Genomic DNA, 24201 nt, shown 5'->3' on the forward strand with positions numbered 1-24201 from the left:
TCGATGCAAGGGCGCATCGGACCGACAAATCCGATGCGTCAGCAAGGGCGTCGGGCGGCGAGCCTGCCCTAGACTCCCGCGCACCCCTCACACGGAACGCCCGCCATGCCCCAACGGATCAAAGCCGCGATCGCCGCAGTCATCGTCGTGCTGGTGGCGGTCCTGGCCTGGTGGGCCTGGTCGTCCGGCCGGCAGGATACGCTGCCGAGCCGGGTCGAGGTCGGCAGCGCGCAACCCTTCGCGCTGGCCGACTGCAAGGCCCGGCTGTTCGACGGCGCACCGGCGATCGCGGTGATGTTCACCCAGCCGCTGGCGCGTTCGCAGGACTGGGGCAAGCTGCTCAAGGCCCACGAAAGTGTCGGCACGGGCGACTCGGCCCAGGCCACGCAGGCCACCGAGCCGGTGCCCGCGCGCTGGGTGCTGGGCGACAACCCGCGCGTGCTCTACCTGCCGTACGTCAAGCCCGAGCACACCTTCCGCATCGAGCTGGCCGCCGACCTGAAGGCCGCGGGCGACGGCGGCACGCTCGCCACGGCGCAGACCTGCACGGCCGCCAGCGAGGCGATGCCGGTGGCGTTCTACTTCGCCAGCCGCGGCGTCGTGCTGCCGGCGGGCCAGAACGGCGGCCTGCCGGTGGTGACGGTCAACACGCCCGAGGTCGACGTGCAGTTCCTGCGCGTGGGCGCCAGCGCCCTGCCCGGCTTTCTCGAACAGGTCGGCGGGCGCCCGCCCGAGCGCCGCGCGACACAAGGCGACGGCAGCGACGAAGAGTCCGACGGCGGCTACGACTACCTGAGCAACGAACGCCGCCTCAAGGGCACCGTCTCGGGCTGGCAGCTCGACCAGTTGCGCGAGCAGTCCACCAGCGTCTACCTCGGCCGCTTCGCCACCGACGAGCGCACCAACCGCCGCAACGTCAGCTTCCTGCCGGTCGAGAAGATCAAGGAACTGCAGGAGCCCGGCGTCTACATCGCGGTGATGAACCCGCCGGGGCGCTTCGGCTGGGACTACCAGGTGACCTACTTCTACGTCACCGACATCGGCCTGCACCTGCGCCGCCACGCCGCGCAGACCGACGTGTTCGCGACCTCGCTGAAAACGGGCACGGCGCTGGACGGCATCGAGGTCTCGCTGCTCGACGCCACCGGCAAGGCGCTGGCGCAGGCGCGCACCGACGGCGCCGGCCACGCGGTGTTCGACGGCGCCACCGACCCGGCGCGCGCCGTGATGGCGCGGCGCGGCCAGGAGATGTCGGTGATCGCGCTGCGCGACCCGGCGCTCGACCTGTCGGAGTTCGACGTCGGCGGCAACCCGTCGCGCAACCAGAAGCTGTTCATCTACGCCGGCCGCGACCTGTACCGGCCGGGCGAGCCGTTCACCGTGTCGGTGCTGGCGCGTGACGCCGACGGCAAGCCGCTGCCGGCACCCGCCGGCGCCACCGCGCTGCCGCTGACGCTGGTGCTGAAGAAGCCCGACGGCCAGACCGAGTCGACCCGCATCGTGCTCCCGCAGACCGCCGGCACCGCCTACTACCAGCACGCCGTCACGCTGCCGGCCGATGCGCCGACCGGCCGCTGGCTGCTCGAAGCGCGCACCGACCCGGCCGCCAGGCGGGCCGACGCGCAATGGAGCTTCCAGGTCGAGGAGTTCCTGCCCGAGCGCATGAAGCTCGACCTGAAGGCGCCCGAAGCGCCGCTGCAGGGCGGCGCCGCCACGCTGTCGGTCGGCGTCGAGGGCAACTACCTCTACGGCGCGCCGGCCGCGGGCAACCGGCTGCTCGGCAGCGTCGCCACCGAGCGCGAACGCCTCGCGCTGCCCAAGGCCTGGCCGGGATTCATCTTCGGCGACGTCGAGGACGACAGCGCGAAAAAGCGCCAGGACCTGCCCGAGGCCGAACTCGACGACGCCGGCCACGCCGAGGTCGCGGTGCCGGTCGACGTGGCGCAGCGCAAGTCGCCGATGAAGCTGCGCGCCAGCTTCAGCCTGCTCGAATCGGGCGGGCGGCCGGTCGTGCGTTCGATCGAACGCAGCTGGTGGCCGGCGCCGGTGCTGGTGGGCGTGCGCCCGCTGTTCGACCGCGACGTGGTGCAGGAAGGCGGGCTGGCCGAATTCGAGCTGGCGCGGGTCGACAGCAGCGGCAAGTTCTCGGCGGCCAAGGAAATCCGCATCCAGCTGGTGCGCGAGGAGCGCCGCTGGTACTGGCGCTACGACGACAGTCGCGGCTGGAACAGCGGCTTCAACGTCGAAGAAGAGATCACCGAGGCGCGCAGCGTGGCGCTGGCCGCGCGCAGCAAGATCGCGCTGCCGGTCGGCTACGGCCGCTACCGGCTGGAGCTGCACGACCCGGCGACGCAGCTGACCGCGCGCTACCGCTTCTACGCCGGCTGGGGCGCGCAGGACGCCGACGACGTCGGCAACCGCCCGGACCGCGTGCAGCTCAAGCTCGAAGGCGCGCCGTTCAAGGGCGGCGACACGGCCAAACTGACGATCACGCCGCCGCACGACGGCGAGGCGCTGGTGACGGTCGAGGGCGACCGCGTGCTGTACCAGAAGCGCGTCGGCGTGCGCACCGGCGGCACGCAGATCACGATTCCGGTCGACCCGAGCTGGCAGCGCCACGACCTCTACATCGGCGTGGTCGCCTTCCGCGCCGGCAGCCAGGGCGACCGCGTGACGCCGTCGCGCGCGCTCGGCCTGGTCCACCTGCCGCTGTCGCGCGAGGCGCGCAAGCTGCAGCTGGCGATGACCGCGCCGGCCAAGGCCGTGCCCGAGCAGAAGGTGCCGGTGAAGATCAGGCTGCGCGACGCCGGCGGCAAGCCGGTGAGCGGCGCCGGGGCGATCGTGACGCTGTCGGCGGTCGACGTGGGCATCCTCAACATCACGCGCCATGCGAGCCCCGACCCGCTCGGTTTCTTCTTCGGCAAGCACCGCTACGACGCCGACGTCATCGACCTCTACGGCAAGCTGATCGAGAAGATGGACGGCAGCGCCGCCAGGCAGCGTTTCGGCGGCGACGCCGGCCAGCGCGACACGCAGAGCCTGCCGCGCAAGGTGCGGCTGGTCGACCTGTTCAGCGGGCCGGTGGTGCTCGATGCCAACGGCGAGGCGACCATCCCGCTCGCCTTGCCCGACTTCAACGGCACGCTGCGCCTGATGGCGGTGGCGAGCACGGCCGACAGCTACGCAAAAGCAGACGCCGAGATGACGGTGGCCGCGCCGATCGTGGCCGAGCTGGCGATGCCGCGTTTCATCGCGCCGGGCGACAGCGCCACCATCGCGCTCGACGTCACCAACCTGTCGGGCAGCGCGCAGGAGGTCAGCGTCAAGGTCGAGGCCGGCGCGCCGCTCAAGATCACGGGCAGCAGCGCCCCGGTCAAGCTGGCCGACCAGCAGCGCACGGTGCTGCGCTACACGGCCGAGGCGACCGACGCCTACGGCCTGGCGCCGATCAAGCTCACGGTCACCGCCGGCGCGATCCGGCTGGTGCGCGAGGCGGCGCTGCAGGTGCAGCCGGCGACGCCGCTGGTGCGCGAAGTGCGCCGCCTGCGCGTCGAGCCCGAGGGCACGGTCAAGCTCGACGCCACGCTGGCCGACGGGCTGTGGGCCGGTTCGACCGCGGTCGGCGTGACGCTGTCGAACAAGCCGCCGATCGACGTGCGCGACGCCGTCCAAGGCCTGCTGATGTACCCCTACGGCTGCCTGGAGCAGACCACCAGCAGCGCCTACCCGCTGGTGTTCATCGACGAGGCGGCGGCCACGGCGATGCGCATGACGCCGATCTCGCGCGAGGAGCGCGCCAAACGGCTCGACGTGGCGTTCGGCCGCCTGGCCGGCATGCAGCAGCCGCAAGGCGGCTTCGGCCTGTGGAACGCCAGCAGCCCCTACGAGGCCTGGCTGAGCGCCTACGTCGGCGGCTTCCTGCAGGACGCCCGCGAGGCCGGTTTCGCGGTGCCCGATGCGCTCGAAAGACGCGCGATGGCCGCGCTGCTGGAGCAGTTCCAGCGCGCCCCCGGCCTGCAGATCCAGCCGCCCGCCGAGCTGCGCCGCGGCGCGGCGGGTCGGGTCAGCGACTTCCGCGAGGTCGAACTGCTGCGCATGGCGCACCAGCGTTTTGCCGAGGCCGCGCACATCGGCTACATCCTGGCGCGCGAGCAGAAGGCGCCGCTCGCCACCCTGCGCACGCTGCACGACAGCCACCGCGCCAACGCCCGCTCGCCGCTGCCGCTGGTGCACCTGGCGCTGGCGCTCAAGCTGATGGGCGACGAGGCGCGCGCCAAGGTGGCGATCGACGACGCGCTGCAGCGCCCCTACGGCATCGGGCCGGCCGACGACCGGCACGGCTGGGGCGAGTGGCTGGGCGACTACGGCTCGCAGGTGCGCGACCCGGCGCTGGCCTACGCGCTGCTGCAGCGCCACAAGATCGTGCACGCCAGGCGCGAGAACCTGCTGCTCGACCTGGCCGGCGAGTTCACGCGCCGCCAGTACCTGTCGACACAGGAGCGGCTGGCGCTGTTCCTGGCCGCGCGCGCGGCCGGTGGCGACACCGAGCAACCCTGGAGCGCCGCGCTGCAGACCGGCGCGCAAAGCGAGAACCTGAGCGCCAGGTCGAACGAGCAGCGCAGCGTCGACGCCGCCACGCTCAAGCGCGGCATCAGCGTCGGCAACCGCGGCACGCAGCCGCTGTTCGTCGAGCTGGCGGTGCAGGGCTATCCGGTCAAGCCGCTGCCGGCGCGCGAGGAGCGCATCGCCATCGAACGCAGCTGGTGGACCACCGCCGGCGCGCCGGTCGCGGGCCGGCAGTTCAAGACCGGCGACATGCTGATCGTGCGGCTGCGCGTCAACGCCCGGCAGCGCATCAAGGACGGCCTGATCGTCGACCGCAACCCCGCCGGCCTGGAGGTCGAGAACCTGAACCTGAGCCAGGGCGCGCAGGCGGGCGAGTTCACGGTCGAGAACATCCCGATCGCCGGCGCGATGGCCGACGCGCGCATCAAGCACAGCGAATACCGCGACGACCGCTTCGTGCTGGCCGCCGACCTCGACGGCCGCCGGCTCGACGTCTTCTACCTCGTGCGCGTGGTCACGCCGGGCCGCTACGTCGTGCCCGCACCGTTCGTCGAAGACATGTACCGGCCGGACGTGCGCGGCATCGGCCGCACCGAGCCGGACATCGTGGTGGTCGACGCGCGCAGCCCATGAAACGCGTGGCGCAGCGCGGCGCCGTGGCCCTGCTGGCGCTGGCCGCGCTGCTGTTCGGGCTCGACCGGGCCTTTCCGCTGCCGGCCCAGGCGCGCCTGGGCGCGGTCAGCGACGGCACGCGGGTCGTGCTGGCCCACGACGGCACGCCGCTGCGCACCTGGCCCGGCGCCGACGGCAGCCTGCGCCAGCCGATCACGCCCGATGCGGTGTCGCCGCTGTACCTCGAAGCGCTGCGCCATTACGAGGACCGCTGGTTCGACTGGCACCCGGGCGTCAACCCGCCCGCCCTGCTGCGCGCGGCCTGGCAATGGGCGCGGCAAGGCCGCATCGTCTCGGGCGGATCGACGTTGACGATGCAGGTGGCGCGCCTGCTCGACCCGTCGCCATCGGCACCACGCAGCCTGGCCGCCAAGCTGCGCCAGATCGCCCGGGCGCTGCAGCTCGAGGCGCACCTGAGCAAGGCGCAGATCCTGACGCTCTACCTGAATCACGCACCGATGGGCGGCCAGATCGAGGGCGTCGAGATGGCCGCGCGCGCCTACCTCGGCAAGCCGGCGCGCACGCTCAGCCACGCCGAGGCGGCGCTGCTGGTGGCGCTGCCGCAAGCCCCGTCGCGGCTGCGGCCCGACCGCGCCGCCGGTGCGGCCCAGGCGGCGCGCGACAAGGTGCTGCAGCGCATGCGCACGCTGGGCATCTGGGACGCGGCCACGGTGGCCGATGCACGGCTCGAGCGCGTGTTCGCCCCACCGCTGCGCGCCCGCTGGCTGGCGCCGCTGGCCGCCGAGCGCCTGCGCCAGGCGGCGCTGCGATCGAGCAGAACCGGCGACGCCGCCGCGCCGATCATTGCCAGCACGCTCGACGCCGGCGTGCAGCTGCGCCTGGAGCAGGTGCTGCTCGACCGCCTCGGCAGCCTGCCCGACCCGGTGTCGATTGCCGCGCTGGTGGTCGAGAACGACACGCTGGCGGTGCGCGGCTACGCCGGCTCGGCCGATTTCACCGACAACAGCCGCGCGGCCCACGTCGACATGGTGCGCGCGGTGCGCTCGCCCGGCTCGACGCTCAAGCCGTTTCTGTACGCGATGGCGCTCGACGACGGGCTGGTGCATTCCGAGAGCCTGCTGATCGACGCGCCGCAGAGCTTCGGCGGCTACGCGCCGGGCAATTTCGAGGCGGCGTTCAGCGGGCCGGTGAGCGTCAGCGACGCGCTGCAGCGCTCGCTCAACGTGCCGGCGGTCGACCTGCTGGAGCGCATCGGCCCGGCGCGTCTTGCCGCGCAGCTGCGCAATGCCGGGCTGCGCCTGCGTTGGCCCGCGGGCGGTGCGCCCAACCTGAGCCTGATCCTCGGCGGCGGCGGCACCACGCTCGAGGAACTGGTCGGCGCCTACACCGCGCTGGCACGCGACGGCGTGGCCGGGCTGCCGCGGCTGACGCCCGAGGCGCCGTTGATCGAGACCCGGCTGATGAGCGCGGGCGCCGCCTTCATCGTGCGCGAGATCCTCGAAAACGGCGGTCGCCCGGATGCACCGTTTCGCGAGTCGTCGGCCCGCGTGGCCTGGAAGACCGGCACCAGCTTCGGTTTCCGCGACGCCTGGGCGGTCGGCGTGACCGACCGCTACACGGTCGGCATCTGGGTCGGCCGGCCCGACGGCACGCCCAACCCCGGCCACTTCGGCGCCAACACGGCGGCGCCGCTGGTCAAGGATCTGCTGGCCGCGCTCGGTGCACCGGGCGCCACCACCACCGGGCCGCGCAGCGTGCCCGCCGGCGTGCGCGCGCTCGACATCTGCTGGCCGCTCGGCCTGGCCGCCGAGGCGACGCCGCCGGACCAGTGCCGCGTGCGCCGCGCCGCCTGGACGCTCGACGGCACCGCGCCGCCGACGCTGCCCGACCGCGTGCGCAGCGGCGGCCTGATCGAGACCGCGTGGGTCGACGCTCGCCACACCCGGCGCCTGCGTCCCGGCTGCGAAACACGCGCACCGAGGCACACGCCGACGCCGATGTCGACGCCCGCCGCCACCCGCTGGGTGCCGCTCGAATACGTCCGCTGGCCGACGCTGCTGGAGCCGTGGATCGAACGCAGCCTGCGCAGCGAGGCCGAGCGCATCCCCTGGGCCGCCGACTGTGCGGCGCGTGGCCCGAGCCGCGCGCTGCGCATCACCGGCATCGAACACGGCAGCGTGATCCGCCCGGCGCCGGGCAGCCCGGCGGCCGTCGTGCGGGTGCAGGTGGTGGGCTCGCGCGAGCGGGTCGACTGGCTGCTCGACGGCCGGCTGGTCGGCAGCACCGAGCCCCACGGCGAGGGCCTGCGCCTGACGCTCGGTCGGACCGGCGAACACGCGCTGACGGCGATCGATCCGCAAGGCCGTTTCGAGCGGGTGCGCTTCAGCGTGCGCTGAACCCTGGCGAGCGGGTCGAGCGGGTGAGCCCGTCGCCACCGACGGTCAAGGCGCGGGTGCGGACTGTGCCAGCCAGTGGCCGGCGAGCGCCACCGCCGCCTCGGCATCGGACGCGGTGCCATCCGCCCCGACCGCGCGGCACAGCGCCGGGTCGACGGTGAACGGCGGGCCGCCGACCATGACACGCACCCGGGCACAGCGCGGATCGGCGCGGACACGCTCGATCAGCTCCTTCACCCCGTGCAGGTGGCAGCCCATCGTCGCCGAGACGGCCAGCACGTCGGCCGCACGCTCGGCCAGCGCCTGCACGACGGCGTCGTGCGGCGTGCTGGCGCCGCAGTAATAGGCGTCCCAGCCGGCCATCTCGAAGAAATCGCCCACCATGCGCGCGCCGACCTCGTGCAGATCGCCGCTGATGCAGACGACCACGACGCGGTGCCCGCCGCGCGTGTCGGTGATTGCCCGCGGCAGCAGCTGCGACATCACGACCTGGGTAGCGGCACTGCAGAAATGCTCCTGCGCGACGCTGATCTTCTTCATCTGCCACAGCAGGCCGACCTCCCGCAGCGCCGGCTGGAAGACCTGCAGGTACAGATCTCGGACGGACTCGCCGCGTTCGGCGGCGTCGAACACCAGCCGGCCCGCTGCCTTGCGGTAGCCGCCCAGCAGCGTGTGAACGTACTCGCGCGCCAGCGGTGCCAGGCGCTCGCCGGGGTCGATGAAGCTGGCGCTGGTGCTCGGCAGGGTCGGCAGCGCGGCGCGCGCGCCGTCGATCATCGCGATGGCGGGGTCGGCCACCGGGGGCGGCATCTGCTCGCGCAACACGTCGGCCATGCAGGCGAGGTGGTGATCGAGGTCCTCGCTGCGCACGTTGCGCTGCGCCAGCAGCACCTTGACCCAGCCGATGTAGTCGTTGAAGAGCGCCGGGCTGCCGGCGTCGACGGCATCGGCGAGATACGCGAAATGGTAGCCCGCGTCCCGGCGCGCCTTGGCGCGGCCGGCGGCGCCGTAACGCGCGCGCAAGCGGGGATAGCGGGCGAACTCGCACACGACCACCGCGTCGGCCAGTGCGCCGGCCTGGTCGCGCAGCTGGTGGCCGGCAGACAGGACGAGCGTGTCGTTCATCGCTGCCTCGTCCGCACACGGCTCGAATTCGCGCAACACCGCCCCGGCCCCGGCCATCGTGGACCCGGCATCGACTCCGTCACTGGCTTGTTCGCGCTGGCACCGCCATCCATGCATTCGACCCCTCGGCGGGCTTCGACCCGCCCTGACACAGGGGCGATGATCGCGCGAAAACCACGACGCAGTCGTCGACGCCACCTTGAAAGGACCGCGCGCTTGCGCCAGCGTCAACCCGGCGGCGGTCGTTGCGGCGCCCGGGAAACCTCGATGCGCGGCGGATTCAGCGCATGTGGAACAGCTCCTGATGGAAGGCGGTGCGCGGCAGGCCACGCGCGCCGAAGTCGCGCATCAGCGCCTGGCCGAAGCCGACCGGGCCGCAGAACCACAGGCTGGCGTCGCGCCAGTCGGGCACCAGGGCGCGGATGCGGGTGCCGTCGAGCCGGCCGTGTTCGGCGTCGACCAGCACGTGCAGGCGCACGCCGGCTGCTGCGGCGTCGGCGGTCAGCCTCTCCAGTGCGACCGGGTCGCTGACCGCGGTCGGGTGGAACAGGTCGATCTGCGCCGCCCCCGGCGTGCCCGCGAGCTGCTGCATGCGCGCGATGAAGGGCGTGATGCCGATGCCCGCGCCGACCCAGATCTGGCGGCGCTTGCCGTCCTCGAAATCGAAGCGGCCGTAAGGGCCCTCCACCGTCACCGGCATGCCCACCGTCAGGTACTCGGGCAGGCGCCGGGTGTGGTCGCCCAGGGCCTTGGTGATGAAGGTGATCTGGCGCGTCTGCGCGTCCCAGGCCGAGGCGATGGTGTACGGGTGCGCGCCTTCCTTCGGGTCGGTGGTCACGAAGGCGAACTGGCCGGCGGCGTGGCCGGGCCAGCCGTCGGCCAGCGTGACGCGGGACTCGAGCACGTCCAGCTCGGGGTAGGGCCGCAGCGCCGTGATCGTGCCCTGGACCTTGCGGCGCGCGCCGACACGGCCGAGCAGGACCCGCACCGCGGCCACGCTGCCGGCGGCCATCAGCGGCGCGAGCACCCAACCGACCGGCTGGCCCCAGTAGGCGAACTTGACCAGCACCACCGAATGGAAGACCAGCGCCAGGTAGATGGCGGCCAGCCACGTGTGCGTCTTGGCAAACAGCCGGTACGGAAAACGCTTGATCAGGGCCAGCACCAGCAGCAGCGCGGCGGCGTAGAAGGCCCACTCGCCGACCGTCTCGGCCAGGCCGCGCTGGCTGCCGAGCAGGCCTTCGATCAGGCCCTTGTCGCCGGTCGGGCGCGGGCCGCGGGCCGGGCGGACCAGCCAGCCCCAGCCGACCATCCACTTGGTGCCCCGGCCCAGCCACCAGTGCAGCACGCTCACCACCAAGGCGGTGATGCCCAGCCACTTGTGCAGGCGGTACATCTTGTCGAGGCCGTCGAGGTGCGGCTCCAGCCACACGGGGCGCAGCGCCAGCAGCATCGACAGGCTCATCACGCCGATCGCGATCACGCCGCTGTACTGCATGAACACGGCGCGAAAGCCGAAGTAGGTCAGCGGCTGCGGCAGCTGCGGCTCGGCCAGCAGCCACAGGCCCGTGAGCAGCACCAGGGCCGCGATGAAAGCTTGTTTGACTCGGTAGGTCTGCATGTCAGTCCTGGCCTGTGCTCGGCCGGCCGTCTTGGGATGGGCACAAGATTGGCGCGCGAATGTGCAGGAAAAATGGAAGCCCCTCGCCCGCCAGCCGAGCCTTGCCAGAACCGGTCGCCGATGCGCCAATCGGCCCGAACCGCACGCCAGACATGAAACGCCCCGGCATCACCATCCAACTCTTCCTGGCCGTGCTGGCCGTCGCCACGCTGGTCGCCGTGGCGATGGGCGCGGCGGCGCAGCTGAGCTTCAGCCGCGGCTTCATCGGCTACCTCAACGAGCAGGCGGTGCAGCGCATGGAGGCCGCGATCCCGCGCCTGCAGCAGGCCTACGGCGAGCGCGGCGGCAGCTGGGCCTTCCTGCACGGCAAGCCCGGCGCCTGGTTCCGGCTGATCGAGGCCGAGGCCGGCACCGACCTCAGCGGCCCGTGGGACGCCGACCCCGACCTGCTGGCGCCGCACCTGCTCGGCCTGGGCCGGCGGCTGACGCTGCTCGATGCGCAGCGCCAGCGCGTCATCGGCTACCCCAACCTCTACGCCGACTCCGAGCAGCGCGAGATCACCGTCGACGGCCGCAGCGTCGGCTGGATCGCGCTGGCGCCGATCCAGTCGGTCACCGATGCCGCGACGCTGCGGTTCCTCGACAGCCAGCTGCGTGCCATCCTGGCGATGGGCGCGCTGGCACTGGTGCTGGCCACGCTGATCGCCTGGTGGGTGGCGCGCGCCCTGCTCGCGCCGGTGCGCGAGGTCGCCGCGGCCACCCATCGCCTGGCGGCCGGACACCACGACACCCGGGTGTCGATCCGCAGCAAGGACGAGGTCGGCCAGCTGGCGCAGGATTTCAACCAGCTCGCCCTCACGCTCGAGCGCAACGAACGCATGCGGCGCGACTACATGGCCGACATCTCGCACGAGCTGCGCACGCCGCTGTCGGTGCTGCGCGGCGAGATCGAGGCGATGGAGGACGGCATCCACCCGCTCACGCCACAGAACCTGGGCGTGCTGCACGGCGAGGTGCAGACGCTCACCCAGCTGGTCAACGACCTGCACGAGCTGGCGCTGGCCGACGTCGGCGCGCTGCGCTACCGCAAGACCGACCTCGACCTGGCGCCGCTGCTGGCCCGCGAGGCGGCACAGTTCGGCACCCGCTGCGCCGAGCGCCGGCTGCGCCTGGAGGTCGACACGGGCACAGAAGCCGTCACCGTGCAGGCCGACGCCGACCGCCTGCGCCAGCTGCTGCACAACCTGCTCGACAACGCGGTGCGCTACACCGATCCGGGCGGCAGCTTGCAGGTTCGGCTGCGAGCCCAAGGCACGTGGGCGGTGATCGACATCGAAGACTCGGCGCCGGGCGTGCCGACCGAGCAGCTGCCGCGGCTGTTCGAGCGCTTCTTCCGGGTCGAAGCGTCGCGCGGCCGCGCCGGTGGTGGCAGCGGTCTGGGGCTGGCGATCTGCCGCAGCATCGTGCAGGCCCACGGCGGCGACATCACCGCGCACGCCTCGCCGCTGGGCGGCGTGCGCATCGAGATCCGGCTGCCGCTGCTGCAGGCCGTGACGGAGAACCCCGCATGAACGCCCCCCGCCCCGACCATGTGCTGGTGGTCGAAGACGAGCCCCGCCTGGCCCGGCTGGTCAGCGACTACCTGGTCGCCGCCGGCTACACCACCCGCATCGTCGACCACGGCCTCGACGTGCTGCCGGCCGTGCGCCAGCACGCGCCCGACCTGATCGTGCTCGACCTGATGCTGCCCGGCCGCGACGGCCTGAGCCTCTGCCAGGAGCTGCGGCGGTTCAGCGAGGTGCCGGTCATCATGCTGACGGCGCGGGTCGAGGAGGTCGACCGCCTGATCGGCCTCGAAGCCGGCGCCGACGACTACATCTGCAAGCCCTTCAGCCCGCGCGAGGTGGTGGCGCGTGTCAAGGCCGTGTTGCGCCGGCACAAGCGCGTGCCGACCGACTTGGTCGCCGCGCCATCGAGCCCGCTGGTGATCGACGAGGAGCGCCACCGCGCCCTGCTCGACGGCCACGAGCTCGACCTGACGCCGGTCGAGTTTCGGCTGCTGAAGGCGCTGGCCGCCGCACCCGGCCGGGTCTTCTCGCGCGACCAGCTGCTCGACAAGCTGCACGACGACACCCGCGCGCTGAGCGACCGCACCATCGACAGCCACGTCAAGAACCTGCGCCGCAAGCTGGAGCAGGCGTGCCCGGGGCTGGAGCCGATCCGCTCGATCTACGGCGTGGGTTACCGGTTCGAGCTGGGTGACGACACGCGTGCCTGGTCGAGCTCGCCGTAGAACGCCTTGCGCACGTCCTGTGGCAACGGGCCCGCGGCAGGCTCACGTCACGGCTTGATGACGTGTCGATCGATCCATTGCCGGACTTCCGTCAGCGCCCCCTCGGGCGCCAGGGCGCCGTGGTGACCGATGACCACGCCGGCGACCTGCTGGCCGAGCCGGCATGAGACCAGCGGGTCCATGCCCACCAGCCGGCCGGCGAGGTAGCCCGCGTTGAACGAGTCACCGGCGCCGGTGGTGTCGCGGATGTCCGTCACGTCGGGCGTCGGCAGATGACCGCGGCGGCCGGCCACCGAATACGCCACATCCTGCGCGCCGTTCTTGACCACGATCTCGGCCACGCCGGCGGCCTCGAAGCGGGCCAGCGTCGCCTGCGGATCCGCATCGCCCCAGACCTGCGCCTCGTCGTCGAAGCTCGGCAGCGCGATGTCGGTGACCGCCAGCATGGCCTGCGTGGCCGCGCGCAGTTCCGCCACGTCGCGCCAGAGCCGCAGGCGCACGTTGGGGTCGAACGACACCCCCGCGCCGGCGCTGCGGGCCTGTGCCAGCGCCTGGAACAGGTGCCGGCGCCCGGTCTCGCCGATGACGGCCAGCGTGATGCCCGAGACGTGGATCAGGCCGCAGTCGCGCGTCGCATCGGCCAGAACGGCGAGGTCGTCGGCCAGGCGTCGCGCGGCCGAGGTCTCGCGCCAATAGGTGAAGCTGCGCTCGGCCCCGGCCAGGCTGATGACGTAGAGCCCGAGGGTGCGCTGCGGGTCTCTGGCGATGCGCTGCGCGTCCATCCGGCTGGCCTCGATGAAGGCCACCAGCTGGTCGGAGAAGGCGTCGTTGCCGACCTTCGTGAAATAGCCCACCGACGCGTGCGCGCCGAGGATCTGCGCCATGTGCCAGCAGGTGTTGAGGGTGTCGCCGGCAAAGCCGCGGCGATAGGTGTCGCCACCGGTCGGGGCGAACTCGACCATCGCCTCGCCGATGCCCAGCACCGAGCGGTTGCGCCAGTGGCGGATGTGCTGCGTGGGGGTCATGGGATCAGCCTCGTCGTTCAAAGATGGCGCCGGTCAGGAAACGATGGTCTTCGAGCGGGCTGCTGCGCGTCAAGGGCACCGGGCGGCAGGACGCGTCCAGTAGAGTCGCACCCTCCCCTGATCGCCGCCCGTCGCCATGAACCGCTTGCAGACCGAGTTCCGCCGCCTCTACCACCCCCATCCGGCCGGTGCGGCCGGTGCGGCCGGGGCGGACGGCGACCCGGAGGGCCTGATCGACGCGCAGGGCCGGGTCCGCGCCCTGGTGCTGGAGCTGGCCCGTCCGGCCGACTGGGATCGGCTCGGCGAGGTGTGGCGTGGCGTGCAGGCCGACCTGGGCCTGCCGGCGCCGGCCATCGCGGTCTCGGGGACGGACGGGCTGCAGCTCTGGTTCTCGCTCGGCGAGCCGCTGGACGCGGCGCAAGCCCATGCCTTCCTGGTGGCGTTGCGCAGCCGTTATCTGCCGGACGTGGCCGCGCAGCGCATCGCCCTGATGCCGGCGCCGGACGCGTCATCGACAGCAGCGCAGCCGCATGCCCCGAAGGTGCCAGCCCGGAACGAATCGACCGGCGACTGGTCGGCCTTCGTCGCCCCGGACCTGGCGCCCATCTTTGCCGAGACACCCTGGCTCGACCTGCCGCCGGGTGACGAGGGCCAGGCCAACCTGCTGGGCCGGCTGGCGAGCATCAGGCCGCCGCAACTGGCGGCCGCGCTCGCGCAGCTCGAACCGGCGGCGCCATCGACGGCCAGCCCGTCGACAGACAAGCCTGCGGCGGCCACCAGCGACAGCTGCCCGACGCCCGGCTCGGCGATCGGCTCGACCCGGTATCCGGAGCCCGGCAGCTTCCTGCTGGCGGTCATGAACGACGCGTCCGTGCCGCTGGCGCTGCGCATCGAAGCCGCCAAGGCGCTGCTGCCCTACGCCGACGTCACGCGCCAGATGACGTTGCCCACGTCGTCGGCCACCAGCAGCGAGGCCGCGTCGGGCCCGATCACGACGCCGACCGGGCGGCCGTAGGACTGGCTCTCGTCGGGCGCCAGAAAGCCCGACAGGATGTCGCGCGGCGGCCCGGCCGGGCGACCGTCGACGAAGGGCACGAAGACCACCTTGTAGCCGCTCAGCGTGCTGCGGTTCCACGAACCGTGCTGGCCGATGACCATGCCGTCCGGGAAGCCCGGCAGCGTGCCGGCCGGCAGCCAGCACAGGCCCAGCGAGGCGGTGTGCCCGCCCAGCGCGTAATCGGGCGCGATGGCGCGGGCGACGGCCGCCGGATCCTGCGGCACCCGGTCGTCCACCGTCGGCCCCCAGTAGCTGTAGGGCCAGCCGTAGAAGCCGCCGTCGCGCACCGAGGTCAGGTAGTCGGGCGGCGTCTCGTCGCCCAGGCCGTCGCGCTCGTTGACGACCGTCCAGAGCTCGCCGGTCTGCGGCTGCCAGGCCAGGCCCACCGGGTTGCGCAGGCCGCCGGCAAAGATCCGGCTGCTGCCGCTGGCCAGGTCGACCTCGTGGATGCAGGCGCGGCCCTGCTCGACCTCGAAGCCGCTCTCGGCGATGTTGCTGAGCGAGCCGACGCCGACGAACAGCTTGCTGCCGTCCGCGCTCGGCAGCAGGCTGCGGGTCCAGTGCCCGCCGGGCTTGAACGCCGCCAGCTGGCGGGCCGGCGCGGTGATGCGGGTGGCGCCGCTCGTGTACGGGAAAGCCAGCAGCGCGTCGGTGTTGCCGACGTAGAAGGTCTCGCCCAGCAGCGCCATGCCGAAGGGCTGGCTCAGGCCTTCGAGGAAGGTCGTGCGGGTTTCGGCCACGCCGTCGCCATCGGCGTCGCGCAGCAGCGTGATGCGGTTCGGGCTGATGCCGGTGGCGGCCGCACGTTTCATCGTGCTGAGCATCGCGTAGTCGAACAGCGAGTTGACGGTGCCGGGCAGGAAACAGGCCTCGGCCACGGTGACATCGCCGTTGGGCAGCACCAGCATCCAGCGCGGGTGATCGAGGCCGCTGGCGTAGGCGTCGACCCGCAGACCCGGCGCGGCCACCGGCTTGTGCCCCGGCGCCCAGCCCCTGGCGGTCGGCATCTTCAGCGTGGGCAGCCGGCCTTGCGGCCGGGCCGCGGGAATCGTCGGCGTGCTGCCGAGCGCCTGCGCCTGCGCGCCGCCCTGCAGGCGCCGCCACAGGATCGCCGCGTCGCCCACGCGGGCGACCACGCGTGCAAAAACCTGCGCGAGAACTCCGGACTCGTTCATGGCATCCCCCCTTTCAAGTGGTGCGCATGGTACGCAGGTCTCCGCAATCGATAACGAAACGAACGGCCGGGGTTCGCGTGTCTGAGAAAATCCACGGTACCGGCGGCAAATTGACAGCATCTGTGGCAGACGACGACAAAACGAATTCACCGCCGATCGGCACCTCCCGGGGCTGGCGCGCCTTGGGCGTCACCTGGGTCATGACGCTGCTGCTCGTGGGCGTGATCTGGATCGCGGCCTACGAGCGGGTGGACTTCGAACACGACCAGGCGCTGTCGGCCGAGCTGGCCAAGAACAACGACCTGGCGCTGGCCCACGAAGAACGCACGATGCGATCCATCGACGTGTTCGACAACGCCCTGCGCACCGTGCGCCACCTGCACCTGCACGGTGGCGTGCCGCGCGACCTGCGGCCGCTGCTGGCGGCATCGGGCCTGGACGCGCGCTACTACACGGTGTTTTCGGTGATCGGCGCCGATGGCGAGGTGCTGGCCTCCAACGCCCCGGACCTGACGCAGAACTTCTCGGACCGCGGCTACTTTCGCGAGCACGTCAAGGACCCGGCCGACAGGCTGCTGATCGGCCAGCCGATCCTCGGGCGGATGACCGGGCGCTGGGTCGTGGCGCTGACCCGGCGCATCGAGACACCGGGTGGCGGATTCGGCGGGGTGATGTTCGTCGCGATGGATCCGGCCTTCCTGGCGACGCTGCATGAACAGGTCTCGCAGGGGCCCGGCGGCGCCACCGCGCTGATCGGGCTCGACGGCATCGTGCGGGCCCGGCGCAGCGGCAACGCCGTCAGCTTCGGCGACGACGCCAGCGGCTCGCAGGTGTTCGAGTCGCTGCGCACGGCCCGCGTGGGCAACTACGTCGCCATCGGGCGCATCGACGGCGCGCTGCGCGCGACCAGCTATCGACGCCTGAACAACTACCCGCTGGTCTCGGTGGTGTCGTCCGCGATGAGCGACGTGCTGGCCAGAACGCGCGAGCGCGACCGCGCCATCTACGGCGCCGCGGCGTTCGGCACGCTGCTGACGCTGGCCCTGGGCCTGTCGACGGCGGTCATGCTCAGGCGCAGCATGCGGGCGGTCGACGAAGCCGAGGCGGGCAAGCAGGTCTACGTCGACCTGAACCGGGCCTTGAACGAAAGCGAGTCGCGCGCCAACCGCATCATCGAAAGCACGCCCAGCGCCATGGTCGTGGTCGAAGCCGACGGAACCATCGCGCGCGCCAACACCCGTGCCGAGGCCCTGTTCGGCTATGACGCCGGGGGGATGAGCGGCTTGGCGGTCGATCGGCTCGTGCCCGAGCGTGTGCGTGACCGCCACGCCACCCACCGCAGCGGCTTCATGAGCAACGGATCGACGCGCACGATGGGACAGGGCATCGAGCTCTTTGCCTGTCGCAAGGACGGCTCGCTGTTCCCGGTCGAGATCGGCCTGGCGCCGCTCACGACGGGGGAGATGCGGCAGACCATCGCGTCGGTGATCGACATCACGCAGCGCAAGGCGATGCAGGCCGAGCTCACGCAGCACCGCGATCGCCTCGAGGAACAGGTCGCCGCGCGCACCGTCGAGCTCGTCAACGCGCGCAACGAGGCCGAGCGGCTGGCGCAGGTCAAGGCGCAGTTCCTGGCCAACATGAGCCACGAGATCCGCACGCCGCTCAACGCGATCGGCGGCATGGCGCACCTGATCCGCCGCCAGGGGCTGTCGGAAAAGCAGACCCGGCAGATGGACTCGCTCGAACGTGCGAGCGCGCATCTGCTCTCGGTCATCAACTCGATCCTCGAACTCTCGAAGATCGATGCGGGCGCCTTGCACCTGGCCAGCGAGCCGGTCAGCGTGACCTCGCTGGTGCACGAGGTGATCGACCTGCAGCGCCAGCAGGCCACCGACAAGCACATCACCCTGCGCTGCGAACTGGCGCTGCGCACGGATGCGTGGGTCGGCGACCCGACGCGGCTGCGGCAGGCGCTGCTGAACTACGTGTCCAACGCCATCAAGTTCACGGGCTCGGGCGCCGTGCTCATCCGCGTCGACCCGGTCGACGAGGACGCGGCCAGCGCGCTGATCCGCTTCGAGGTGCAGGACACCGGCATCGGCATTTCACCGGACGCCATGCCGCGCCTGTTCAAGGCCTTCGAGCAGGCCGACAACTCCCACACGCGCCAGTACGGCGGCACCGGCCTGGGCCTGGCCATCACCCGCATGGTGGCGCGCCAGATGGGCGGCGACTCGGGCGCGACGAGCCTGCCGGGCGTCGGCAGCACCTTCTGGTTCACCGCCCGCCTCGCCAAGGCACCGGCCGCCGCCGTGGCCGCCGATGCCCGGGACCGGCGGCCGTCGCTGGAACTGCTGATCGAGCGGCACGCACGCACCGCCGTCCTGCTGGTCGACGACGAGCCGATCAACCGCGAGGTCGCGGCGGAGATCCTCGAGGACGCGGGGTTCGACGTCACGCTCGCCAGCAACGGCATGGAGGCACTCGAGCGGCTGCAGCGCCACCCGGTCGATCTCGTCATCATGGACATCCAGATGCCCGGCATGGACGGCCTGACCACGACGCGGCGCATCCGCCAGATGCCCGACCGCGCCCACCTGCCGATCATCGCGATGACCGCCAATGCATTTGCAGAAGACGAGACCGAGTGCTTGAATGCCGGCATGAATGCGTTCATTCCCAAGCCGATCGACCCCGAACGGCTCTACCGCATCGTCCTGAGCTGCCTGGACCGTTGAGGCGCCGCCATGGAAACCGTCCTCGCGAGCCTGGGCCTGTTCATCTGCGTGCTGCTGCTGGTGCGCATGGCCTTGCGACCGCGTGCGCGTGAGCGGCTCGACCGCGTCGGCCGCACCCTGCGCGGACAGGGCGTGGCGCTGTACGGATGGCTGGCCGGCCTGATCCGGCGGCGGCGCGCACCCGGCCCGGCCCGGCCGGATCCGAAAGCCGCGCGGCAACTGGCACAGGAGGCGATCCGGCGCGCCCGTGGCGGATCGAGCGCGCCCCAGGGCGAATGGGACGGCAACGTGTTCCGCCCCCGCGGCGTCGACTGGTCGGGGCCGCCGGCCGGCAGGCCGGGCGACGAGCCGCGCGACTGAACCGGCAGGCACGGCGCCGAGCCGGCCCGCGGCCCTCAATGCGCGGCGAAATCGGACAGGTTCTGGGCCCCCATCTGCATCATCAGGTAGGTGGCCAGATCCTGTGGCGACAGGTCCCGGGCGATGTCCTCGGGCCCGTACACCGCATAACCCAGCAGCTGCCGGCCGGAAACCGTCAGCGACAGGTTGAGGCTGACGGGCTGGCCGGTCGAGCGGTCCACGCCGTGGAAGAAGTTGGCGTTGTTGGCGTACTCGACGCTGTCGCCGTCGCGCGACAGCGTCAGGCTTGCGGGCGACTGCTTCCATTGCGCCAGCTTGACGATCGGGTTCAGGAACGCCTGCCGGCCCGACACCTTGGCGTCGGCGTAGGACGGGCTGGTCAGGACGCCGATGATCATGCGGGCCTTGCCGCTGGGCGTGCTGGCGTCGACCGCGGCGATGCCGGCGTTCCAGGCCAGCTTGACCGACGCCGGCACACCGAAGGTGGCCCCGGTGGCCGGGTCTTCCCAGATGTCGAAGGAAAGCCGGTCGAACTCCGCGGGCGTGAGCGTCTGGCGGATGAACGTGATGTTGCCGTCGGGCTGGCCCTTGCGGACGAGCATCTGCTCGAAGGCCGCCAGCGTCATGGTGCGCACCCGCTTCAATGCCACCTTGGTGGGCGAGTCGCCGGCCCGCACGCGATCGGGGATGACGATGGACTTGGGTTCGGCGGGCGTGACGCTGCTGAACAGGTTGGCCCACTCCGACGGCTGGGTGGGCTTGGCGTCTCTCGAGCTCGGCAGGCCCGGCAGGTACTTGTGGGCGGGGATGCTCCAGTTCAGGCCTCGCCAGCCCTCCAGCATGCCGCCGTCGACGATGGCGACGACGCGGCCCTTCGAGTCCAGGATCGGCGCCCCCGATTGGCCCGGCTGCAGCAGGCTCTTGACCCGGAAGACCGTCGCGCTGGTCCTGGGAAAGGCGACGCCGGCGAACAGGTCGCGCTGGCTCCTGACCGAGTCGTAGGCATCCTTGAGCGTGATCATGCCGCCCTGCAGGCCGTCGGCGAACACCGCCTCGTCGCTGTCCATCCTCGCGATGCCCAGCGGGTAGCCGACCACGCGGTAGCGGTCGCTGCGCAGATCGGGCTCGGCGGTCAGGTGCTTGAGCGGGGTCACGTCGAGCCGCTCGCCCAGTTTCAGCAAGGCCAGATCGGCCTCGAGATCGACCCTGTCGATCGTCGCCGACAGCCTCTTCTTCAGGTGCTCGCTGTAGACCTGGGTCCTGGTGCACCCGGCCACGGCGTGCAGCGCGGTCACGACCCGGTCGGCATCGAGCCAGACGAAGCCGGTCGACTTCATCACGTTGCCGTTGGGCAGGTTGCAGGTGACCTCGAGCACCGCCTGGTAGTGCGAACGATCGGGCTGGGCCCCGGCCGGCGCCGGCCACAGCGTGGCGATCGCCGAGCACACGAGGAGCAGCGGCAGCGCACTGCGCGCGCAGGGGTGTGATGTCATGGGGGTGGCCCTTTCTGCTTGCGTTGCGCCGCCTGCAGCTCGCACAGCAGGGCGTGCACCGCGGACAGGGAACTGAGTCGATGCGCCGGCGGCAACTCGCCGATCCTGCGGGCCGCCGCGGCATAGGGCCCGCCCTCGACCGCGTAGGCTTCGAGGATCTTCTGCACGTCATCGCCGAAGCGATCGGGGGCGAGATCCCCGCAAAGGTCCTTGCCCGATTCGCCGCCGAACAGGCCGGGCTGGATCGGCACCGGCCCCGAGGCGGCCTTGACGGTCGTCGGCGGCGCGTCGCGGTCGAAGCTGAGCGCGCCGGGCGTGATGCCCGTGCGCTCCTTGATCATCATCTGCGCCGCCAGCGCCGGGTTGTCGGGAAACGCCGCACGCCAGCGGGCAAGCTGCCGCTCGGGGGTCTCGGCCATCGGGTTGTTGATGCGCACGTACTGGCCGAGCAGCACGCCGGCCACCGCGGCCAGCCCGAAGGCGCCGATGCGCACGCCGTTGATCTGCACCCGGGCCAGCACGGCGGGGTTGGCGTCGGCCCGGCTGTCGAGGCCCAGGAACACCGCCAGCAGCGACACCAGCCCACCGACCACGACGCCGACCACCGGCGAGATGGCCAGCCCGACGATCAGCCCCAGCAGCAGGCCCAGACCGGCACCGGACAGCAGATCCGTCGCCACCGCGTTGCGCTGCGCGGGGGCCGGCTGGTTGGCGCCTAGCGGTGATTCTTCAGCGGCCGTGTCCATCGCGCCGATGCTCGTCCATGCGAGCGGCCTTGGCAAGGCCTGCGACCGAACAGGTCAGGTCACCGGAGCGGGATTGAACAGCACCAGCGCGTTGTGCAGCTTCCAGTGCTCGGCCCAGGTCTTGCGACGGCCGCTGGCGACGTCGAGCATCAGGCGGAACAGCTCCCAGCCGACCTGCTCGATGGTGGCCGTGCCGTCGGCGATGCTGCCGGCGTTGACGTCCATCAGGTCGTGCCAGCGCCGCGCCAGGTCGCTGCGCGTGGCGACCTTGATCACCGGCACCTGCGCCAGGCCGTAGGGCGTGCCGCGGCCGGTGGTGAAGACGTGCAGGTTCATGCCGGCGGCCAGCTGCAGCGTGCCGCAGATGAAGTCGCTGGCGGGCGTGGCGGCGTAGGTCAGGCCCTTGTGCTTCAACTTCTCGCCCGGTGACAGCACGTTGGAGATCGGCGCCGAGCCCGACTTGACGATCGAGCCCATCGCCTTCTCGACGATGTTCGACAGCCCGCCCTTCTTGTTGCCCGGCGTGGTGTTGGCGCTGCGGTCGGCGCCGCCACGCCGGAGGTAGGCGTCGTACCACGCCATCTCGCGGATCACGGCCTCGGCCACCTCGGGCGTGCTGGCGCGCGAGGTGAGCTGGTCGATGCCGTCGCGCACCTCGGTGGTCTCGGAGAACATCACGCTCGCGCCCGCGCGCACCAGCAGGTCGGTGCAGAAACCCACCGCCGGGTTGGCCGTGACACCTGAAAACGCGTCACTGCCGCCGCACTGCACGCCGACCACCAGCTCGCTCGCCGGCACCGTCTCGCGCCGGCGGGCGTTCAGGCGTTCGAGGTGCTCCTCGGCCTGGCGCAGGATCGAGTCGACCATCGACATGAAGCCGACGTGCGCGTCATCCTGCAGGCAGACCACGTCGAGCGTGGCGGCCTCGTTGGCGCCGACATCGGCGACGCTGCGCTCATCCACGATCGCAAAACTGCCCGGCGGCAGCAGGCGCTCGGGCTGCAGCTTCTCGCAGCCCAGGCTCACCACCATCACCTCGCCGCCGAAGTTCGGGTTCAGGCTGATGTTGCGCAGCGTGCGGATCGGCACCGGCGCGTCGGGCGCGTCGATCGCCACACCGCAGCCGTAGCCGTGCTCGAGCGCGACCACGTCGTCGACGTTGGGAAACTTCGGCAGCAGCTCGGCCTTGATGCGCTGCACCGCGAAATCGGTGACGGCGGCCACGCACTGCACCGTCTGCGTGATGGCCAGGATGTTGCGCGTGCCCACCGAGCCGTCGGCGTTGCGGTAGCCCTCGAAGGTGTAGCCCGTGAGCGGCGGCAGCGGTTCGGGCTTGACGGTGGCGATCGGCAGGTCGTCGAGCCCGCGCGCGTCAGGCATGTCGAGCAGGCGCTCGTGCACCCAGCTGCCCGCCGGGATGTCCTTGAGCGCGTAGCCGATCGGGATGCCGTAACGCAGCACCGGTGCCCCGCCCGCCAGATCGACCAGCGCCACCTTGTGGCCCTGCGGCACGCGGTCGACCAGCACCAGCCCGGACGCCAGCACGCTGCCCGCCGGCAGCCCGCCGTCGTTGGCGACGATGGCGACGTTGTCGCGCTCGTGCATGCGGATGGTCAGCGGCGGACGGGCGGCGGGGGTCGGGGGGCTGGCTTGCATCGGGGGTTTCGGTTGGATCGCGTCGGGAATGGCTTGCGCCACTCGTCATATGTTGTCGTACAACATGCCGAGCGAACTTTAGAGGGTCATCCACCCGCAAACATCAGGGTTAACGCTGATTCGACGGTTTGGGGTCCAGTTTGAATCTGGAACCGGATTCATGCGTAGTTTTGCTGACTTCAAACCTCAACTCAAGTTATACGATGACGTACAACAAATCACATCCCAGCCCGTTCACCCCGCCGGAGACATCCCGATGAAGAAGACCCTGATCACGCTGTTGACCGCCCTCGTCACCGCCACCGGTGCGCAGGCCCAGGCCTGGCCGAACAAGCCGGTCACGCTGCTGGTGCCGTTCCCGGCCGGCGGCTCGACGGATGCCATCGCGCGGGCGATCTCGCCCAAGCTGCAGGAGCGGCTGGGCGCCACCTTCGTGGTCGAGAACAAGGCCGGCGCCGGCGGCACGGTCGGCGCGGCGCAGGCCAAGCGCGCGGCGCCGGACGGCTACACGATCTTCGTCTCGTCGCTCGGGCCGTTCGTGATCGGGCCGCACCTGATCAAGAGCGCCGCCTACGATCCGCTCAAGGACTTCGACTACATCACCGTCGCGGTGCAGGCGCCCAACGTGCTGGCGGTGCCGGCCAACTCGCCGCACAAGACGCTGGCCGACGTGATCGCCTTCCACAAGGCCAACCCGGGCAAGATGAGCTTCGCCTCGTCGGGCAACGGCTCCAGCGACCACCTGACGGCCGAGCTGTTCTGGCAGATCACCGGCACCAGCGGCCTGCACGTGCCGTACAAGGGCGGCGCGCCGGCGATGTCCGACCTGCTGGGCAGCCAGGTCGACGCGACCTTCATGAACATCAACACCGGTCTCACCAACATCAAGGCCGGCAAGCTGCGCGCGCTGGCCATCACCAGCGCCAAGCGCTCGCCGCTGCTGCCGGACGTGCCCACGCTGGAAGAATCCGGCATCAAGGGCGCCACGGTCTATTCGTGGCAGGCGCTCGCCGCGCCCAAGGGGCTGCCGGCCGACATCAAGAGCAAGCTGCACGAGTCGATCGTGGCCGCGCTGAACGACGCCTCGATCAAGCCCAAGCTGCTGGAACTGGGCTTCGAGATCGTCGCCAACACGCCCGAGCAGTTCACCGCCTTCCAGGCCGCCGAGTTCGCGCGCTGGAAGAAGGTGATCGAGGTCGGCAAGATCACGGCCGACTGAGCCGGGCCGCCTCGCCCGACCCGGGCCTGTGCGTGCGCAAGATGACGTCGAGGCGTTGCTCGTAGACTGGAACCGGGGCACGGTCAGGCCCGCAG

15 protein-coding genes are annotated in these 24201 nt (G+C 71.5%); 8 read left to right on the forward strand and 7 right to left on the reverse strand.

Features of this window, described 5'->3' with window-relative positions; genetic code table 11:
• Positions 1 to 105 precede the first annotated feature (105 nt).
• Together LCHO_RS12340 and pbpC are read left to right on the forward strand one after the other, a co-directional pair.
• Positions 106 to 5199 (forward strand): alpha-2-macroglobulin family protein, encoded by a 5094-nt coding sequence (locus tag LCHO_RS12340; RefSeq protein ID WP_012347492.1) that lies wholly within the window; start codon positions 106 to 108, stop codon positions 5197 to 5199.
• Positions 5196 to 7595, forward strand: a complete 2400-nt coding sequence (gene pbpC, locus LCHO_RS12345; protein ID WP_012347493.1) for a penicillin-binding protein 1C — start codon at positions 5196 to 5198, stop codon at positions 7593 to 7595. The genes LCHO_RS12340 and pbpC overlap by 4 nt, the downstream gene beginning before the upstream one ends.
• A 45-nt stretch (positions 7596 to 7640) precedes the next feature.
• Here pbpC and LCHO_RS12350 read toward each other — a convergent pair whose 3' ends face one another.
• A complete protein-coding gene (locus LCHO_RS12350) occupies positions 7641 to 8720 on the reverse strand; it encodes a cobalamin-dependent protein (protein WP_190274802.1) in 1080 nt (359 codons plus the stop codon).
• Between the two features lie 280 nt (positions 8721 to 9000).
• Entirely contained in the window at positions 9001 to 10341 is a 1341-nt protein-coding gene (locus LCHO_RS12355; protein WP_012347495.1) for a ferredoxin reductase family protein, read from the reverse strand.
• Between the two features lie 152 nt (positions 10342 to 10493).
• Here LCHO_RS12355 and baeS point away from each other — a divergent pair, with 152 nt between their 5' ends.
• Together baeS and LCHO_RS12365 are read left to right on the forward strand one after the other, a co-directional pair.
• A complete protein-coding gene (gene baeS, locus LCHO_RS12360) occupies positions 10494 to 11912 on the forward strand; it encodes a sensor histidine kinase efflux regulator BaeS (protein ID WP_012347496.1) in 1419 nt (472 codons plus the stop codon).
• On the forward strand, positions 11909 to 12634 hold the full coding sequence (locus LCHO_RS12365; RefSeq protein ID WP_012347497.1) for a response regulator: 726 nt from the start codon (positions 11909 to 11911) through the stop codon (positions 12632 to 12634). The genes baeS and LCHO_RS12365 overlap by 4 nt, the downstream gene beginning before the upstream one ends.
• Positions 12635 to 12681: 47 nt before the next feature.
• Here LCHO_RS12365 and LCHO_RS12370 read toward each other — a convergent pair whose 3' ends face one another.
• Complete coding sequence (locus LCHO_RS12370) at positions 12682 to 13659, reverse strand: sugar kinase (RefSeq protein ID WP_012347498.1); 978 nt, start codon at positions 13657 to 13659, stop codon at positions 12682 to 12684.
• Positions 13660 to 13795: 136 nt separating this feature from the next.
• Here LCHO_RS12370 and LCHO_RS12375 point away from each other — a divergent pair, with 136 nt between their 5' ends.
• Positions 13796 to 14674 carry a hypothetical protein gene (locus LCHO_RS12375; RefSeq protein WP_012347499.1) on the forward strand — a complete coding sequence of 293 codons (879 nt, stop codon included), beginning with the start codon at positions 13796 to 13798 and terminating at the stop codon, positions 14672 to 14674.
• Here LCHO_RS12375 and LCHO_RS12380 read toward each other — a convergent pair.
• Positions 14575 to 15891 carry a PQQ-dependent sugar dehydrogenase gene (locus tag LCHO_RS12380; RefSeq protein ID WP_012347500.1) on the reverse strand — a complete coding sequence of 439 codons (1317 nt, stop codon included), beginning with the start codon at positions 15889 to 15891 and terminating at the stop codon, positions 14575 to 14577. The genes LCHO_RS12375 and LCHO_RS12380 overlap by 100 nt on opposite strands.
• Before the next feature lie 200 nt (positions 15892 to 16091).
• On the opposite strand from LCHO_RS12380, the gene LCHO_RS22225 reads away from it, so the two are divergent.
• Positions 16092 to 18632, forward strand: coding sequence for a response regulator (locus LCHO_RS22225; RefSeq protein ID WP_012347501.1), 2541 nt, complete (start codon positions 16092 to 16094; stop codon positions 18630 to 18632).
• A gap of 9 nt (positions 18633 to 18641) precedes the next feature.
• The gene (locus tag LCHO_RS12390; RefSeq protein ID WP_012347502.1) at positions 18642 to 18992 is read left to right on the forward strand and encodes a hypothetical protein; all 351 of its coding nucleotides are present in this window, start codon (positions 18642 to 18644) and stop codon (positions 18990 to 18992) included.
• A 35-nt stretch (positions 18993 to 19027) separates the two neighbouring features.
• On the opposite strand, the gene LCHO_RS12395 is transcribed toward LCHO_RS12390, so the two are convergent.
• From LCHO_RS12395 to garD, 3 genes are read right to left on the reverse strand one after another with little or no spacing between them, the layout of a single operon-like run.
• Positions 19028 to 20485: a S1 family peptidase gene (locus LCHO_RS12395; RefSeq protein ID WP_012347503.1), complete on the reverse strand. Its 1458-nt coding sequence runs from the start codon at positions 20483 to 20485 to the stop codon at positions 19028 to 19030.
• Positions 20482 to 21231 carry a hypothetical protein gene (locus LCHO_RS12400; protein ID WP_012347504.1) on the reverse strand — a complete coding sequence of 250 codons (750 nt, stop codon included), beginning with the start codon at positions 21229 to 21231 and terminating at the stop codon, positions 20482 to 20484. Before LCHO_RS12400 ends, LCHO_RS12395 begins: the two co-directional genes overlap by 4 nt.
• Before the next feature lie 54 nt (positions 21232 to 21285).
• Complete coding sequence (garD, locus tag LCHO_RS12405) at positions 21286 to 22887, reverse strand: galactarate dehydratase (protein WP_012347505.1); 1602 nt, start codon at positions 22885 to 22887, stop codon at positions 21286 to 21288.
• 256 nt (positions 22888 to 23143) lie between these two features.
• Here garD and LCHO_RS12410 point away from each other — a divergent pair, with 256 nt between their 5' ends.
• Entirely contained in the window at positions 23144 to 24106 is a 963-nt protein-coding gene (locus LCHO_RS12410) for a Bug family tripartite tricarboxylate transporter substrate binding protein (RefSeq protein WP_012347506.1), read from the forward strand.
• Positions 24107 to 24201 lie beyond the last annotated feature (95 nt).

This window comes from Leptothrix cholodnii SP-6 (assembly GCF_000019785.1).
GTDB lineage: Bacteria > Pseudomonadota > Gammaproteobacteria > Burkholderiales > Burkholderiaceae_C > Sphaerotilus > Sphaerotilus cholodnii.